The following is a 13,314-nucleotide window of genomic DNA, read 5'->3' as shown; positions in this document are numbered from 1 at the left end:
CGTCTTCTCCTTGTTCAGAACAGATCGTCTTCGGATTCAAACAGTTGCTCGAGGTCCTTTTCGACCTTTACCCGGACTTCGTGCTCAATCTTGACGTTGAGATTTATGGTGATCGGCTTTTCCGGGGCCGCAACCTTGAGCGTGCAGGCCGTCAGAGGCGCCAGCAAAAGCAGAATCAATAGAGGGTTTTTCATGATCAGAGTCCTTACCTGTCTCAGGCTTACTCTATCTCACGGGGCATGATGTGGGAACGGGCTGACGTAAGGTTTGGTATAAGAATCACGAAAAACGAGGGTGTTCAGGAGGTACAGAGGCAGAATACTTGCGTTGAATCATGTCCAGTCGTTCAAACCCGGACAATTTGTAGCTATAATGCGTGCACTAAAAATATGACAAGCCTGATTGGCACTGGATGAGGACATCTTCGTGAAGCAACTGAAAGCATTGATTCTGGCGGCCGCCACTCTGGTCATGGCTCAGGCATACGCCGAGAGCGACGCTCAGATTGAGAAAATCCGCGAGCGTATCGCTCCGGTCGGTGAAGTGTGTGTAGGCGCTGAGTGTGGTGGCGTTGCAGTGGTTGCTGGTGAGCCTCGCACGGGTGAAGAAGTTTACAACACTGCCTGTACCGCCTGTCACGGTGCCGGTGTACTGGGTGCACCTAAGAAAGGCGATAAGGCCGCTTGGGATGACCGCCTGGCGAAAGGATTGGAGGAGACTCTGCACAATGCCATCAACGGTATTAACGCGATGCCTCCTAAGGGCAACTGTGCAACGTGTTCTGATGATGAAATCCTGAACGCGATCAAGTACATGGCTGGACGTTAATCGTCGTAGTCTGTCTCAAGAGAAACCCGCTTCGGCGGGTTTTTTTATGCCTGAAGTTTCCACCAGACTATGTGATTGCTGAAAGCCTGTTCGTCGGGAATATTACAATCAGGATTCTCTGGCAGTGACTGAAATCTGGCTTTGATGTTTTTTTTTGTTACCAATGGTTAGCGTTGCTGGAAGCCACGCCTGTCTTGTCTATAAGTATTCCCAACAAATGAACACCGCTAAAGAGGGATGTCTTATGGCACATGATGACGATCTGCACGAAGATGAGTTTAACGAACAGGATTCGCACGAGGAATCTGGCGAGCAGGAAACCGGAACAAAAGAGGCCGCCGCCTCAGATGATGATATTGAGTATGGCTCTCAGGCTGCTCGCGAAGCGCTCCGTGAGGCTATGGCGTCAGATGTGGAAGCCTTTCTGGCTCGTGGCGGCCGCATTCAGGAAGTCGCAGCCGACGTTATGGGAGATCCTCCACGCAAGCCTCAGACCAACTACGGTAGCCGTCCCATCTGAATCGGCTCGTTTGCTAGGAGCTTGCCATACCAGTCGCATAGAACGGATAATTCTTTCTATGTGACTGGTCGTTTTCTGAGCAAGTGCTAAAATAGGCTGGCAAGTTGATTCGCAAGGATGCAGAAACATGACCAGTCATTCCAGAAAATACCGCCGCCGTTTACACGCATTACCCGCTGCACTGGCCCTGTTCGTATTCGCCGCTCTGTGGCTATACAGCAACACCACGTCTGCTGATGTACTGCTTTCCGCAAAATCCATCGACGATTGGAACAAAGACTGCCGCCATTGCTCTATCGAACCTCACTATGATGTTATCCAGGGTGAAATCGTGCGTCTGGAAAGCCGGATGGGGCGTGCTCTGTTAAGTCGTCCATTTGTCAGTGAAGGGGCGAGGCCCCAGCTAAGCTGGCAGTGGTCACTGGATAAGTTTGATGAAGAAACAAGTGCGGCGCTGATGCGCGTGACAGTGGACTTCTCGAGCACAGAAGCCGATCAGACCTATCGCCTGCATTATGTGTGGAACCCGGCTGAGCGCACGACACATCGTGAAATGATCGAAGAGAATGAATACGTCTGGGTAGTCAGCGGTGCTCAGCAAGCGCCGCGTCGCTGGTATTCTGTCGAGCGTGATCTGAAGCAGGATCTCGGCAGGTTGGCTGAGGATGTACCTGAGGATATATCAGTCACCCGCATTGAAGCAGGCATAGGCGAGCCGGATGGGCGCAAGGTCCGCAGTGGAGGTTACATCAGTGAACTGACGGTCAACTACCTTCCAGAGCCTTTATCGCTTGAACCAGTTGCGACCAGTGACTGAATTCTCCATCGGGCTGACAATCCGCTAATGGCCAGTCAGCCTGCTTATCATTAAACCAGAGAGTTTTCATACCTACCGCCTGAGCTGCCGCGACGTCCTGCTCCGGGTGATCACCAATGTGCAGTGCCTGTTGAGACTCAACACCTGCGTGCTCAAGTGCAGCCTCGAACATATCCGGTGATGGTTTGGCTTCGTAGTCATCGGCTTTCAGGTGACGATCAAAGAGATGTGAATGTCCTGCGATATCCAGATCAGCATTGCCGTTCGTCAGAGCAATCAGAGGGTAGGACGCTTTCAGCTCTGCCATTACTTCAGCAACACTTTCAAACAGTATTAAGTCGGTGCTGCGCGCCTGATAGAAGGCTGCAAAGGCATCCTGTGCCATGCGTCGGGCGCTATCAGAGTCGTGGCCAGACTGCAGGAAGATACGGCGCAGTAATTGAAAACGAAATTCGGACACTTTGCCTGTCAGCTCAGGGTAGGCTGCCGCCAGATCTTTCTTGTAGGCGTGAAATTTTTCCGGCGGATAAAATTCAGCGGTCACTGGAGAGTGCTCACTGATCCAGTTGAACATTGCGCGTTCTGCTGCGATCAGTGCATTGGTCGGGTCCCAGAGTGTGTGGTCCAGGTCGAAAGTGATGAGCCCAAAGGTCATGCTCAGCTGACCGGAATCTGCGGTAGTCGCAGCGCCAACACGTCGGCAATGAAGTCGAGGAACAGGGTGTCCACAGAGCTACGATAATAACCCGGATCTTCACTGGCGACCGTCAGTATGCCGAGGTTGTCTTTGCCGCGGATGTGCGCTGCAGCGACGGAGCGGCAGGCGGATTCATCGACGCCCAGAAGTTGAGCAATATCGGCTTCCGGCAGTTGTCCGCAAATGGCTCTGTGCCCTTTAAACAGGCGGTGCACTGAGCGTTGTACTTCACTGCTGTGAATCGCAATCAACGGTGGCTCAAGCTGACGCTCAGTAAAGTGCAGCATGGCCCAGGCATCGACCGAAAAATCTTTACGCAGAGAGTCATCCAGAGCAGCCTGAACGTCTACCCAGGTCGTGGCCTCGACCAGAGCCAGTACCAGCCGTTTGCTCTTTTCGAACAGCTGGTCGTTGCGGCGCGCGTTTTCAAGCAGGTCAGACAGGCGCTGTCTCAGCTCAACGTTGCGTTCACGGTGCACGGCAAGCTGACGTTCAACAAGGCTGGTAGCCGGACCGCTGTTGTGTGGAATCCGCATGCCTGCGAGCAGGTCGTCCTTCCCGATAAAGAAGTCGGGATGGTCTTCCATGTATGCGATTACGTCGGCTTCGGTCAGTCGCGGGGTCTGGCTCATGTCTGTCTGTTCCTTAGAGGTCAGAGGTTTACTTTACCTTCGAACACCCGTTCAGCCGGGCCTGTCATTTTCACTGCGCCTTCGCCGTCCCAGTCGATGAACAGATCACCGCCCGGCAGGCTGACTTTGACGCCCTGATTTAACCAGCCGCGAAGCTGGCCTGAAACTACCGCGGCGCAGGCGCCGGTACCACACGCCAGGGTTTCACCTGAGCCGCGTTCGAACACCCGCAGGCGAATATGATGCGGATTCACAATCTGCATAAAACCGACATTGACGCGGTTCGGGAATTCTTTACATGACTCCACCGCCGGGCCCCAGGTTTCGACCGGAGCGGTATCGACGTCGTCGACGCGGATCACGGCATGTGGGTTACCCATAGAGACTGCACCCAGGTTGATAATACCGACGTCAGGCACATCAATGGTGTACTCTGTAGCAAAACCATCGGCAATAAACGGGATTTTCTCCGGGGTCAGCTCAGGTTTACCCATATCGACCATGACCTGTCGGTCGTCGGTCAGGTGCAGCTCCATGATGCCGCTGGCTGTCTCAACACGAATATCGCGCTTGCCTGTCAGGTTCTGGTCGTATACGAAACGGGCAAAACAACGTGCTCCGTTGCCACAGTTTTCGACCTCACTGCCGTCGGCATTGAAAATCCGGTATTGAAAATCGACATCCGGACGGGTTGGCTTTTCAACGACCAGCAGCTGGTCGAAGCCGATACCAAAGTTACGGTCCGACAGTTCGGCAACACGCTCCGGGCGAATGTTCGCACTCTGCGTAATCAGGTCAACGACAACGAAGTCGTTACCGATACCATGCATCTTGCTGAATTTGAGCCACATATACTGTCTCTTTATCCGGTTTGATATTAATCGGGTAAGCAGCTTTCGCCAGCAAACAATGACGCGACGGTTTCGCGTTCACGGACGACAAACGCCTTATCACCGTCGACCATAATCTCAGCGGCACGGCCACGGCTGTTGTAGTTTGATGCCATGACAAACCCGTAAGCACCTGCCGACATTACCGCGAGCAGGTCTCCGGCAGCAATTTTCAATGGGCGATCTTTACCGAGGAAATCTCCGGTTTCGCAGACAGGGCCGACGAGGTCGTATGTACGTTCTGGCTCAGCAGAGGTTTCGGATACCGGAACAATAGCCTGCCATGCGCTGTAGAGGGCAGGTCGGATCAGGTCGTTCATTGCGCCGTCGATGATGGCGAAGTTCTTGTGCTCGTTGAGCTTCAGGAATTCGACCTGAGTCAGGAAGACCCCGGCGTTGGCGGCAATAGAACGGCCCGGCTCAAAAATCAGTTTGAAGGTGCGATCGCCCAGACGCTCTTTTACCGCGGCAATGTACTCTGCCGGAGTAGCAGGCTGTTCATCCTGATAACGCACGCCGAGACCACCACCGAGGTCGAGGTGTTCGATGGTGATGCCACGCCCGCTGAGTTCGTCGACCAGTGCAAGGACGCGGTCGAGTGCATCAAGGAATGGATCAATTTCAGTGAGCTGGCTGCCGATATGGCAATCGACGCCCTTTACGTTCAGGCCCGGCAGGCCTGCGGCTTTTTCGTAAATGCGTACGGCGTCATTAATATCGATACCGAACTTGTTGTCTTTCAGGCCGGTAGAAATGTACGGGTGGGTCTGCGCATCAACGTCAGGATTCACACGCAGGGATACCGGTGCTGTTTTTCCCAGTTCTGATGCCACGGCGCTCAGACGTTCAAGTTCGGCTTCAGATTCGACATTAAAACAGTGAACGCCAACTTCGAGCGCACGCTGCATTTCATGAGCTTGCTTGCCAACACCGGAGAAAACGACTTTCGATGGATCACCGCCTGCCGCGATAACACGCTCCAGTTCACCGATGCTGACGATATCAAAACCAGCGCCCAGTCGTGCCAGTGTGTTCAGAACACCCAGATTAGAGTTCGTTTTGACTGCGAAGCACACCAGATGAGGCCACTCACCCAGAGCAACAGTATAGGCAAGGTAGGCTTGTTCGAAGGCACTGCGCGAGTAGACGTACAGGGGCGTGCCGTGTTCTTTGGCCAGTGCGGTCAGAGAGACGTTTTCGGCATGCAGGCTGCCGTTCTGGTATAAAAATGCTGACATGGGCTTACTGCTCTTGTTCTTGTTCGGAGTCTGGAAGATAGAGCGGACCTTTCTGACCACAGGCACTGATACCAATTGCGAACAGCAACATCAGAGACACACAGGCGATGGTTTTCAGGTTCATAGCTACCTCCCACAGAATGCCACGCATTATACGGGCAATGGTGTGCTATGTCTGCGCCTGAGCGCGTCCTTTGCGGGCCGGGGAAGAGGGGGCGGATGACGGATGGTTTAACAGGTGCTCCAGCCGTTGCCTGAATTGCAGATGGCGGGTCAGGTGGCGGTTGTCATCGATAGTTATATCGCTTAACCAGACAGGTTGGGCATGGTCGTGGGCACGTGCAGCAATGATCGCTTGCCGTGCCTCCTGCAATAACTGAGTGCCTGACGTGGCTTGTGACAGCGTGACGCCATTGACGGATATTTCCAGAGCCGATTTTGTGTGCGATTGAGCGCTGACTTCAATGGTTGCAGGCTCACGGGCTTCCACGGGGATACGGCGACGTTCCGCACTGAAAGACAGGGTTTCGCCATCGAGCAGCAGTTCGCTCAGGTGCAGGGGCCAGCGCTCTTGTTGCAACTCATCAGCCCAGCGTTGATTCAGTCGGCGGATGAACCTCAGTAAAGGCACCAGGGTCGAACGAATATCCGAGCCACTTTGCTCCTGATAATGCAATGATCCGTACTGGTCCATCACATAAAGAAAAACTTTACCTTTCTGGCGCCAGTACCAGACGTGCCATTGGTCGCCTTCGCCCTGTTCCAGGATCAGACGCAGAGGGCTGCTGGGCAAAGCATGACGGTCGAGGTGCCATCGGCGGAAGCGGGGACGCGGACGAGCGAGGAGCTTTATCAGCGCTTTGAGATTCTCAGCGTGGTGACTGACGACCTCTCTGCGGCGGTATTCAATGAGATGAAAGCTGTCCCCTGTCTGGAGCAGATAAGGCGCAGGTTTAGTCTGTGACAGGTGATCAATCAGGTCGCTAAGCAATTGCTCAAGGCGTTTCTGAATCGCCACCGATCGAACCTGGCAATGACAGTGAATACGCCATTCTGGCCAGGTCTGGGTATCTGCTTTACTGCGGAAATTGAGTACCTGCAGCATTGCCTCGTGTACGGTATCAGCGCCAGAGTAGTAACTGATCTGCCATTCTCCCCAGCTGGTGATGGTGAGAAGCTCGACCGACTGAACCAGGTTCTCGCGACTCGAGCTGAAGCCCAGAGCATCGTCACGGTTGCTTATTTTCTGCATGCCTCGCCGTGACAGTGACTGCTGCGGATTAACGCCCGGATTGACGAATAAATGCCAGCGCAGAGGCGTCTGGTCACTGGTGAAGTCGATGCTCTTTTTGCCCGGCAGGGGGATTTCCATAATGTCCTGCAGCAGAGATCTGAGCTCGTATTGGGTCACTGGGTTATGCGCCGGATACAGTGCGACATGGGAGTGACTGGTGAGCATGCCGTTACGCCGGGCAAATACCAGGGCTTCGATGATCGAAGGCGTCTGCATCAGTACGGCGCTGTCGTCTCCGGGGCGCCAGCTGCCTGGTATCAGTTGCCAGATGCCTTCTTTGAGGTTGAGGGTGAGTTTCTCCTCTTCCATGTCGCTGCGGATTTTAGGGTTGATGTCGATGATCTTCCCCGGCTCGGCCCTGAACGCAGCAAACAGTTGATTGCCGAGTACCCTGAGGTCGCGTTCTTTAATGTGCAGGGATTGTGCGTGTTCCTGCGAGAAGGTCGCGAGCGCCCGATAGCTGTTCAGCATCTGCGTTACCAGTGCATTACGCTCATTCATGACCTTACGTGCTGGCCAGCTTTGGCGACTGTCCAGCTCGTCCAGGTAAGTGTAGGTCCATCCCCATTCTTTGATCTGTTCTTCAAGCGCTTTCACCCGGCGCTGTTGGCGCTGGTTGCCTACCAGTCGCGTCAACTGAACGCCTGATTTGAAGTAGAAGGCCCTGCGCATGAGATCACGCAGATCGCCCTCGTCTTCGCTCAGGTGAGACTCAAGCCGGCGCAACATAAGAAGGTAGGGGTCGGTATTTAAGAGGTCGGCGTTTCCCTCCTGAACCTGTTTACGGAAATCCCAGGCCAGAGGCCGGATGTCCGGGTATGCCGAGGCATATTCGCGATTCAGAAGGAGTTTCAGCAGAGATTTGTATGGATTGCTGAGCCCCTTATTGAGTTGCCATAGCCCGGCGCCGACGAACTCACCGGCGGGTATGGTTGGCAGGCTGCCGACATCCAGCCAGTCGGCGACATCGATGAGATGGTTTTCTGTGAGTTTCGCCCAGTAGCTGTCGGCCTGATATTCCAGTGCTTCGGGCGTTAACCACCAGCGTGGGGTTTTTCCTGCGAGCCAGAGGGCGCTGCGGTAGAACTCATCCAACAACAGCAGATGCTGGCTGCTGCCACAGTCTTCACCGTCGGCCGACTGGCTCTGACCGTCGCGGAAGTCTTTAAGGTTCATCAGAAAGAAGTGGACTTCCGTGCCTTGTGCATCGGCCCACTTTTCAATACGTGTGCACTTTTCCTGAAGTGCGCTGACCTGATGATCTGTCATTAATTCGTCGTGACATAACCACACATCAAGGTCGCTGTTGCGGCTTTGGGCAACACTACCCAGGCTACCCATGAGGAATACGCCTTCAATGCAGCGTTGCCCGGGGTCTCTGGGGATCTGAGCGCCACGGGCAAACTGGTGCAATGCTGAATGGTGCTCAAGTGTCGGAGTGTAACCTGTGATTCCGCACGGAGTGTGAGGCGCGACATAGCCGGGTAAGCGGGAACCATTGCAGTGCAGCAGGAGCGGCAGAACATCCAGCACGGCCTGCTGTCGGGGAGAGAGTTGTTCTCGCGCGGACGCCAGCTTCTGAGCGTTGAGGTCGAGAAAGTTCTGACGCCAGCGATTCAGAGTGCTCTGGTCCGGAATAGAGTTGGCCGGGTTCATCACTTACTGCACAAAGTGGGTGTGTGTTTCAGTATAGATGGCCCGGCGTTTTTCGCCGTTTTACTGTTTCTGTCAGAATCAGCAGATACGGCAGCCTTCCAGAAATACCTGCGCGACTTTACCCGCGACAGTTCGGTTCAGAAGGGGGTGGTTGTGGCCTCCGGAGGCCATTTCTGATGCAGTGAGTGTGTACTCGTCTCGTGGGTCGTACAGGACGGCATTAAAATCCGCCCCTTCCGTCAGGGATTGTGACAGCCCGAGAACATTGGCCGGTGTAGCGGACAGAGCACGTACAAGCTGTTCGACTGTTAGCTCTTCACGGCTGACAAGCGTCATGGCTTGCGGCAGGAAGGCGTCATACTGGCTCATGCCCGGCTCAGCATCTGAAAACGGCGCTTTTTTAGCGGCAATTTCATGAGGACTATGGTTTGAGCTGATGGCCAGTTCACCACGTGCTACGGCCTGCACCAATGCCTCGCGGTCCCGCTCACTGCGTAACGGCGGCTGCACGTTGTACAGGCTATCGTAGCCGGTGACTGCTTCGTGGGTATAGAGCAGATTGGCCAGAGGCGTGTCTGCGGTAACGCGTAAACCGTTTTCCAGTGCTTGCTGCAGCATGCTGACACTGCGGCGGCAGGTAATCTGGCTGATATGAGCGCGTACGCCGGTCTGCTCTACCAGGAGAAGAATCTGCGCGAGGGCGATGGTTTCTGCCGTTTCAGGTATCCCCGGCAAGCCCATGCGGGTCGCCACAGGGCCTTCGTGCATGCAGCCGCCATCGGACAGGCTGAGATCATTGGCATTGAGGAAGAGAGGAATATCGTACGTCGCTGCGTATTCCATCAGGCGGCGCAGTACATAGCTGTTTCTGACCGGACGGCGGGCATTGCTCATAGCAACAGCGCCAGCTTCTGACAATGTGTACATGCTGGCCAGTTGCTCGCCGGCCAGATCTTGTGTCATGGCGCCCAGCGGCAGTACGCGGCTGAAACCGGCTTTACTGGCTTTTTCCAGAATCAGTTTGACCACGGCGGAGGTGTCCGCGACGGGTTTAGTGTCCGGTAAGCTGCAGATATGAGTGAAGCCACCGCGGGCGGCTGCTTCTGTTTCGCTGGCAATGCTGCCTTTCTGGCTGTAACCGGGCTCTGGCAAATGGCCGCCCAGGTCGATCAGCCCCGGGATCAGCCACTGACCCGTGGCGTCGATTGTGTGTTCAATCTCACCGGCATCCGGTCGGCGACCGAGTGTCGCGATGCGGCCATCAGCGACAAAGACATCGGTGATCTCATCTGTCTGGGTCTGAGGATTGATTACCCGCGCATTCGCAATATGCAGATATCTCATCAGGCAGGCTCCTCACTGTTCACGGGTGTTTGCTGGCCGCTCATGGCCATCGCCATCACGGCCATACGAACGGCAATGCCGTAGCTGACCTGATTCAGGATGACGGACTGGTCGCCGTCGGCGACGGCGGATTCAATTTCAACACCTCGGTTGATCGGGCCCGGGTGCATCACGATGGCATCCGGCTTGGCGAATGCCAGTTTTTCTTTCGTCAGACCGTAGAGTTTGAAAAATTCACCTTCTGACGGCAGGAGTGCATTTTGCATACGTTCTTTCTGCAAGCGCAGCATGATCACAACGTCGCAGTCGGCAAGGCCGGCTCTCATGTCGTAATAAGGAACAGCGCCCATGCTTTCGATATCCGAAGGCAGAAGTGTTCCCGGGCCAATGACCCGGACTTCTGCGGCCCCTAATGTGCGCAGCGCATGAATCTGCGAGCGGGCAACCCGTGAGTGCAGAATATCACCGACGATGGCGACGATTTTGCCCTCGATATCGCCTTTGTGGCGGCGGATGGTGAGCATATCAAGCATGGCCTGAGTCGGGTGCGCGTGGCGCCCGTCACCGGCATTGATAATGGCGACGTTCGGCGTTACCTGTTCGGCAATAAAATGCGCAGCCCCTGAGTCTGAGTGACGAACGACGAACATGTCGCTGTACATAGCCTCGAGGTTCCAGAGGGTGTCCATCAAAGTTTCACCCTTAGAAGTCGCCGAGCGCGCGATATCGAGATTGAGGATATCGGCAGACAGACGTTTTGCTGCGAGTTCAAACGTTGAACGGGTCCGGGTGCTGTTTTCGAAAAACAGGTTCACAACGGTTTTACCGCGCAGCAACGGAACGGTTTTTACGGCACGTTCCTGTGTACTGATAAAGGAATCGGCGGTGTCCAGTATCTCGGTAAGTAGCTCGCGGCTCAGGCCTTCGGTCGTCAGAAAGTGCTTCAGGCGTCCGTCTTCGGTGAGCTGGACTGTGTTGGGATCAGTCATGTGGTGTTCCTGTTCAGGCCAGAGTCAGAACTAAGGGGCGCGGGCCGGTCAGCTTGACCAGCTGGCCATCGTTTAATGCCAGAGTTGCTCCACAGAGGTCTGGCTGAATCGGTAATTCGCGTCGGCCAATATCCAGCAGGCATACCAGGGTAATACTGGCTGGGCGGCCATAATCAAAAAGCTCATTCATGGCTGCGCGTATGGTGCGACCGCTCATAATGACGTCGTCGATGAGAATGATGTGTCGGTCTTCAATCGAATCCGGCAACTCTGACCCCTGAACTTTCGGGTGCAGGCCGTGGCGGGTGAAGTCATCACGGTAGAAGCTGATATCGAGCGAGGCGACATCGTCGGTACATTTCAGCGTGTCGTTGAGGCGCTCGGCTACCCAGACACCACCTGTTCGGATGCCAACCAGTAATGGATCATCGAGTTGGCGTTCGTTCATTAGCTCCGTGACCTGCTCAGCAAGGTCTTGAGTGATTTGTTCTATATCCGGCAGATTCATCATTGCTCTCCTGCTTTCGGGTGTTCTGACATCCAGCTTTCCAGAATCAGGCAGGCAGCAAGGCCGTCTACCGAGTAATCACCGAAGTTCTGGTGTCCGGATTCTTCGATGACCATACCTTTTGCTTCGTAACTGGTCAGGCGCTCGTCCTGAGTGTACGAAGGACGATGGAAACGTCCTTCCAGACGGCGGGAAAATTTTGCCGCTCTTCGACTCATTTCTGAAGGGGTGCCGTCCATATTCAGTGGCAGGCCAGTGACAAAGGCGTCAGGTTGCCATTCAGTAATGATGCGTTCCAGCGCGTCCCAGTCGGGCACTCCGTCTTTCGCTTTGATCGGTTCGAGCGCATTGGCACTGTCGGTCAGGCGCTGGCCGATGGCAATGCCGATGCGGCGAGTACCGAAATCGAACCCCATGACGGAAGTGATGCGATCAGGAATCTGAGGAGAATCAGGCATGGCCCGACTCGTCACTGAGAAATTCGGCGCTGACGCCCAGCTTGCTGAGTGCGACGTCGTATAAGTCGCGCTGATCGAGACGGAACAGGAGGTCGGGGGTGGCTTCCAGGGTGAGCCAGGCATTCTCACGCAGTTCTTCGTCTAACTGACCGGCACTCCATCCAGCATAACCAAGGCCAAGACTATAATTCTGCGGGCCCGTGCCTTGAGCAATCGCGCGCAGAATATCCTGCGACGAGGTCAGATGCGTTCGTTCTGTGATATTCATGGTAGCGCCCCAGTCACCGGTTTCTTCGTGCAGGATAAATCCTTGCTCCGGACTGACTGGGCCGCCCTGAAGAATGGTGGGTGCAATATGGCTGCGGCGATCAATATCCAGCTGTTCACAGATGTCACTGAACTCAATGCTGGAGGGTTTGTTGAGCACAAGGCCCATGGCGCCGTCGGCGTTGTGTTCGCACAGGTAGGTCACCGTGCCACCAAACCAGGAGCCATCAAGCCCCGGCATGGCTATTAACAGGTGATTGCGAAGGCTGTTCAGCTCAAGCATCAGTTTGACCCCGACAGGTAGCGATCGCCGGTGAACTGCCAGGTACGGATGATTTCCAGTCGATCCATCTCGCGTCGCATTTCGTTGGTGAACGGGGCGAACGGAGCCGCAAGTCGCACAATGCGAGTGGCGGCTTCATCGAGCACTCTGCGTCCTGAAGACTCCAGCACTGCAAGCTCGTGAATACTGCCATCAGGATTGATGGATACCAAAATCCGCAAGCGGCAATTGTCGTAGCAGTTTTCAGCTTCCTGAGGGTAGTTGATTGCCCCCATTCGCTCGATTTTCTGACGCCACAGGTTTACGTAGTAAGCGTCTGCGGCTTTCATTGTCGAAGCTGCGGTCAAACGGTGAATCCGTGGCATACGTGCATAGAGCTGTCGCTCGGTATCCAGTTTTGCCTGTAGGCTGGCGATTTCCAAGCTGCGTTCGAACAAGCTTTGCTGGGGCCCGTCTGGAATATCCGGAGCAGGCGTCTGTTGCTCTTCAACTTGCTGTTGTTGTTTCTTGGGGCTACGTGTCGTGGAGACAACCTGGGTGTGCAAACTGTCCTGGACACGCGGTGCCGTTGGCATCTGCTCTTCACGAACATTCTCGCGGATATCGTTGGCGTGGAAATCGGCCTCGACATCCGTGGTCTGCATTTCAGCTTCGTCCAGAGTGCCGCTGCCCTGCTGATTTTCCTGCGCCAGGAAGTCGGCATCCTCAGGCGCCTCCTCACTACGGTAGCCCGCGAGTGTTACGTCCAGTGTGGAGCTGAAGGCCGGACTTTCTTCGGCACTGAAGCTGATGCCCAGTACAAGCATGGCGTGCACCATGAGCGCGACAAATATCGCGAACATCATGCGGTCGTTGCTTGATACGGTCTGGGCACTCATGGTCTGTCAGGGTCT

16 protein-coding genes are annotated in these 13,314 nt (G+C 55.0%); 3 read left to right on the top strand and 13 right to left on the bottom strand.

What is annotated here, in order from left to right; all coding sequences use genetic code 11:
- Positions 1-14: 14 nt before the first annotated feature.
- The gene (locus BW941_RS13205) at positions 15-194 is read right to left on the bottom strand and encodes a YnbE family lipoprotein (RefSeq protein ID WP_068440156.1); all 180 of its coding nucleotides are present in this window, start codon (positions 192-194) and stop codon (positions 15-17) included.
- A gap of 232 nt (positions 195-426) precedes the next feature.
- Here BW941_RS13205 and BW941_RS13200 point away from each other — a divergent pair, with 232 nt between their 5' ends.
- From BW941_RS13200 to BW941_RS13190, 3 genes are all read left to right on the top strand, one after another.
- Positions 427-828: a c-type cytochrome gene (locus BW941_RS13200; protein WP_076516955.1), complete on the top strand. Its 402-nt coding sequence runs from the start codon at positions 427-429 to the stop codon at positions 826-828.
- Positions 829-1,072: 244 nt separating this feature from the next.
- Complete coding sequence (locus BW941_RS13195; protein ID WP_076516811.1) at positions 1,073-1,348, top strand: hypothetical protein; 276 nt, start codon at positions 1,073-1,075, stop codon at positions 1,346-1,348.
- 127 nt (positions 1,349-1,475) lie between these two features.
- Positions 1,476-2,165, top strand: coding sequence for a DUF3047 domain-containing protein (locus tag BW941_RS13190; RefSeq protein WP_076516809.1), 690 nt, complete (start codon positions 1,476-1,478; stop codon positions 2,163-2,165).
- Here BW941_RS13190 and BW941_RS13185 read toward each other — a convergent pair.
- The 12 genes from BW941_RS13185 to BW941_RS13130 form a co-directional block, all read right to left on the bottom strand.
- Complete coding sequence (locus tag BW941_RS13185) at positions 2,113-2,820, bottom strand: HAD family hydrolase (protein WP_076516807.1); 708 nt, start codon at positions 2,818-2,820, stop codon at positions 2,113-2,115. The genes BW941_RS13190 and BW941_RS13185 overlap by 53 nt on opposite strands.
- A gap of 2 nt (positions 2,821-2,822) precedes the next feature.
- The gene (locus BW941_RS13180) at positions 2,823-3,494 is read right to left on the bottom strand and encodes a DUF484 family protein (RefSeq protein ID WP_068442994.1); all 672 of its coding nucleotides are present in this window, start codon (positions 3,492-3,494) and stop codon (positions 2,823-2,825) included.
- A gap of 20 nt (positions 3,495-3,514) precedes the next feature.
- Positions 3,515-4,345: a diaminopimelate epimerase gene (gene dapF / locus BW941_RS13175; RefSeq protein WP_076516805.1), complete on the bottom strand. Its 831-nt coding sequence runs from the start codon at positions 4,343-4,345 to the stop codon at positions 3,515-3,517.
- A gap of 26 nt (positions 4,346-4,371) precedes the next feature.
- Entirely contained in the window at positions 4,372-5,622 is a 1,251-nt protein-coding gene (gene lysA, locus BW941_RS13170; protein ID WP_076516803.1) for a diaminopimelate decarboxylase, read from the bottom strand.
- 4 nt (positions 5,623-5,626) lie between these two features.
- Positions 5,627-5,740 (bottom strand): LPS translocon maturation chaperone LptM, encoded by a 114-nt coding sequence (gene lptM / locus BW941_RS13165; protein WP_414716211.1) that lies wholly within the window; start codon positions 5,738-5,740, stop codon positions 5,627-5,629.
- Between the two features lie 51 nt (positions 5,741-5,791).
- Positions 5,792-8,572 carry a class I adenylate cyclase gene (locus BW941_RS13160; protein WP_076516801.1) on the bottom strand — a complete coding sequence of 927 codons (2,781 nt, stop codon included), beginning with the start codon at positions 8,570-8,572 and terminating at the stop codon, positions 5,792-5,794.
- Between the two features lie 78 nt (positions 8,573-8,650).
- Entirely contained in the window at positions 8,651-9,916 is a 1,266-nt protein-coding gene (locus tag BW941_RS13155; RefSeq protein WP_076516799.1) for a dihydroorotase, read from the bottom strand.
- A complete protein-coding gene (locus tag BW941_RS13150; RefSeq protein ID WP_076516797.1) occupies positions 9,916-10,905 on the bottom strand; it encodes an aspartate carbamoyltransferase catalytic subunit in 990 nt (329 codons plus the stop codon). Before BW941_RS13150 ends, BW941_RS13155 begins: the two co-directional genes overlap by 1 nt.
- A 13-nt stretch (positions 10,906-10,918) precedes the next feature.
- Complete coding sequence (gene pyrR / locus BW941_RS13145) at positions 10,919-11,413, bottom strand: bifunctional pyr operon transcriptional regulator/uracil phosphoribosyltransferase PyrR (RefSeq protein WP_076516795.1); 495 nt, start codon at positions 11,411-11,413, stop codon at positions 10,919-10,921.
- Entirely contained in the window at positions 11,413-11,871 is a 459-nt protein-coding gene (ruvX, locus tag BW941_RS13140; RefSeq protein WP_076516793.1) for a Holliday junction resolvase RuvX, read from the bottom strand. The genes pyrR and ruvX overlap by 1 nt, the downstream gene beginning before the upstream one ends.
- A complete protein-coding gene (locus tag BW941_RS13135) occupies positions 11,864-12,421 on the bottom strand; it encodes a YqgE/AlgH family protein (RefSeq protein ID WP_068442966.1) in 558 nt (185 codons plus the stop codon). Before BW941_RS13135 ends, ruvX begins: the two co-directional genes overlap by 8 nt.
- Positions 12,421-13,299, bottom strand: coding sequence for an energy transducer TonB (locus tag BW941_RS13130; protein WP_076516791.1), 879 nt, complete (start codon positions 13,297-13,299; stop codon positions 12,421-12,423). The genes BW941_RS13135 and BW941_RS13130 overlap by 1 nt, the downstream gene beginning before the upstream one ends.
- Positions 13,300-13,314 lie beyond the last annotated feature (15 nt).

It is taken from the genome of Thalassolituus maritimus (assembly GCF_900156675.1).
Taxonomy (GTDB): Bacteria; Pseudomonadota; Gammaproteobacteria; order Pseudomonadales; family Oceanobacteraceae; genus Thalassolituus; species Thalassolituus maritimus.
The sequence above is the reverse complement of the archived record's forward strand: the minus strand, read 5'-3'. Positions and strand labels throughout refer to the sequence as shown.

What these genes read in the sequence shown, in the direction of transcription:
- ruvX (WP_076516793.1), bottom strand. Translation starts at nt 11,871, where the DNA reads ATGCCTGATTCTCCTCAGATTCCTGATCGCATCACTTCCGTCATGGGG.
- BW941_RS13130 (WP_076516791.1), bottom strand. Translation starts at nt 13,299, where the DNA reads ATGAGTGCCCAGACCGTATCAAGCAACGACCGCATGATGTTCGCGATA.
- pyrR (WP_076516795.1), bottom strand. Translation starts at nt 11,413, where the DNA reads ATGAATCTGCCGGATATAGAACAAATCACTCAAGACCTTGCTGAGCAG.
- BW941_RS13155 (WP_076516799.1), bottom strand. Translation starts at nt 9,916, where the DNA reads ATGAGATATCTGCATATTGCGAATGCGCGGGTAATCAATCCTCAGACC.
- BW941_RS13150 (WP_076516797.1), bottom strand. Translation starts at nt 10,905, where the DNA reads ATGACTGATCCCAACACAGTCCAGCTCACCGAAGACGGACGCCTGAAG.
- BW941_RS13185 (WP_076516807.1), bottom strand. Translation starts at nt 2,820, where the DNA reads ATGACCTTTGGGCTCATCACTTTCGACCTGGACCACACACTCTGGGAC.
- BW941_RS13205 (WP_068440156.1), bottom strand. Translation starts at nt 194, where the DNA reads ATGAAAAACCCTCTATTGATTCTGCTTTTGCTGGCGCCTCTGACGGCC.
- BW941_RS13190 (WP_076516809.1), top strand. Translation starts at nt 1,476, where the DNA reads ATGACCAGTCATTCCAGAAAATACCGCCGCCGTTTACACGCATTACCC.
- BW941_RS13160 (WP_076516801.1), bottom strand. Translation starts at nt 8,572, where the DNA reads ATGAACCCGGCCAACTCTATTCCGGACCAGAGCACTCTGAATCGCTGG.
- BW941_RS13180 (WP_068442994.1), bottom strand. Translation starts at nt 3,494, where the DNA reads ATGAGCCAGACCCCGCGACTGACCGAAGCCGACGTAATCGCATACATG.
- dapF (WP_076516805.1), bottom strand. Translation starts at nt 4,345, where the DNA reads ATGTGGCTCAAATTCAGCAAGATGCATGGTATCGGTAACGACTTCGTT.
- BW941_RS13135 (WP_068442966.1), bottom strand. Translation starts at nt 12,421, where the DNA reads ATGCTTGAGCTGAACAGCCTTCGCAATCACCTGTTAATAGCCATGCCG.
- lysA (WP_076516803.1), bottom strand. Translation starts at nt 5,622, where the DNA reads ATGTCAGCATTTTTATACCAGAACGGCAGCCTGCATGCCGAAAACGTC.
- BW941_RS13195 (WP_076516811.1), top strand. Translation starts at nt 1,073, where the DNA reads ATGGCACATGATGACGATCTGCACGAAGATGAGTTTAACGAACAGGAT.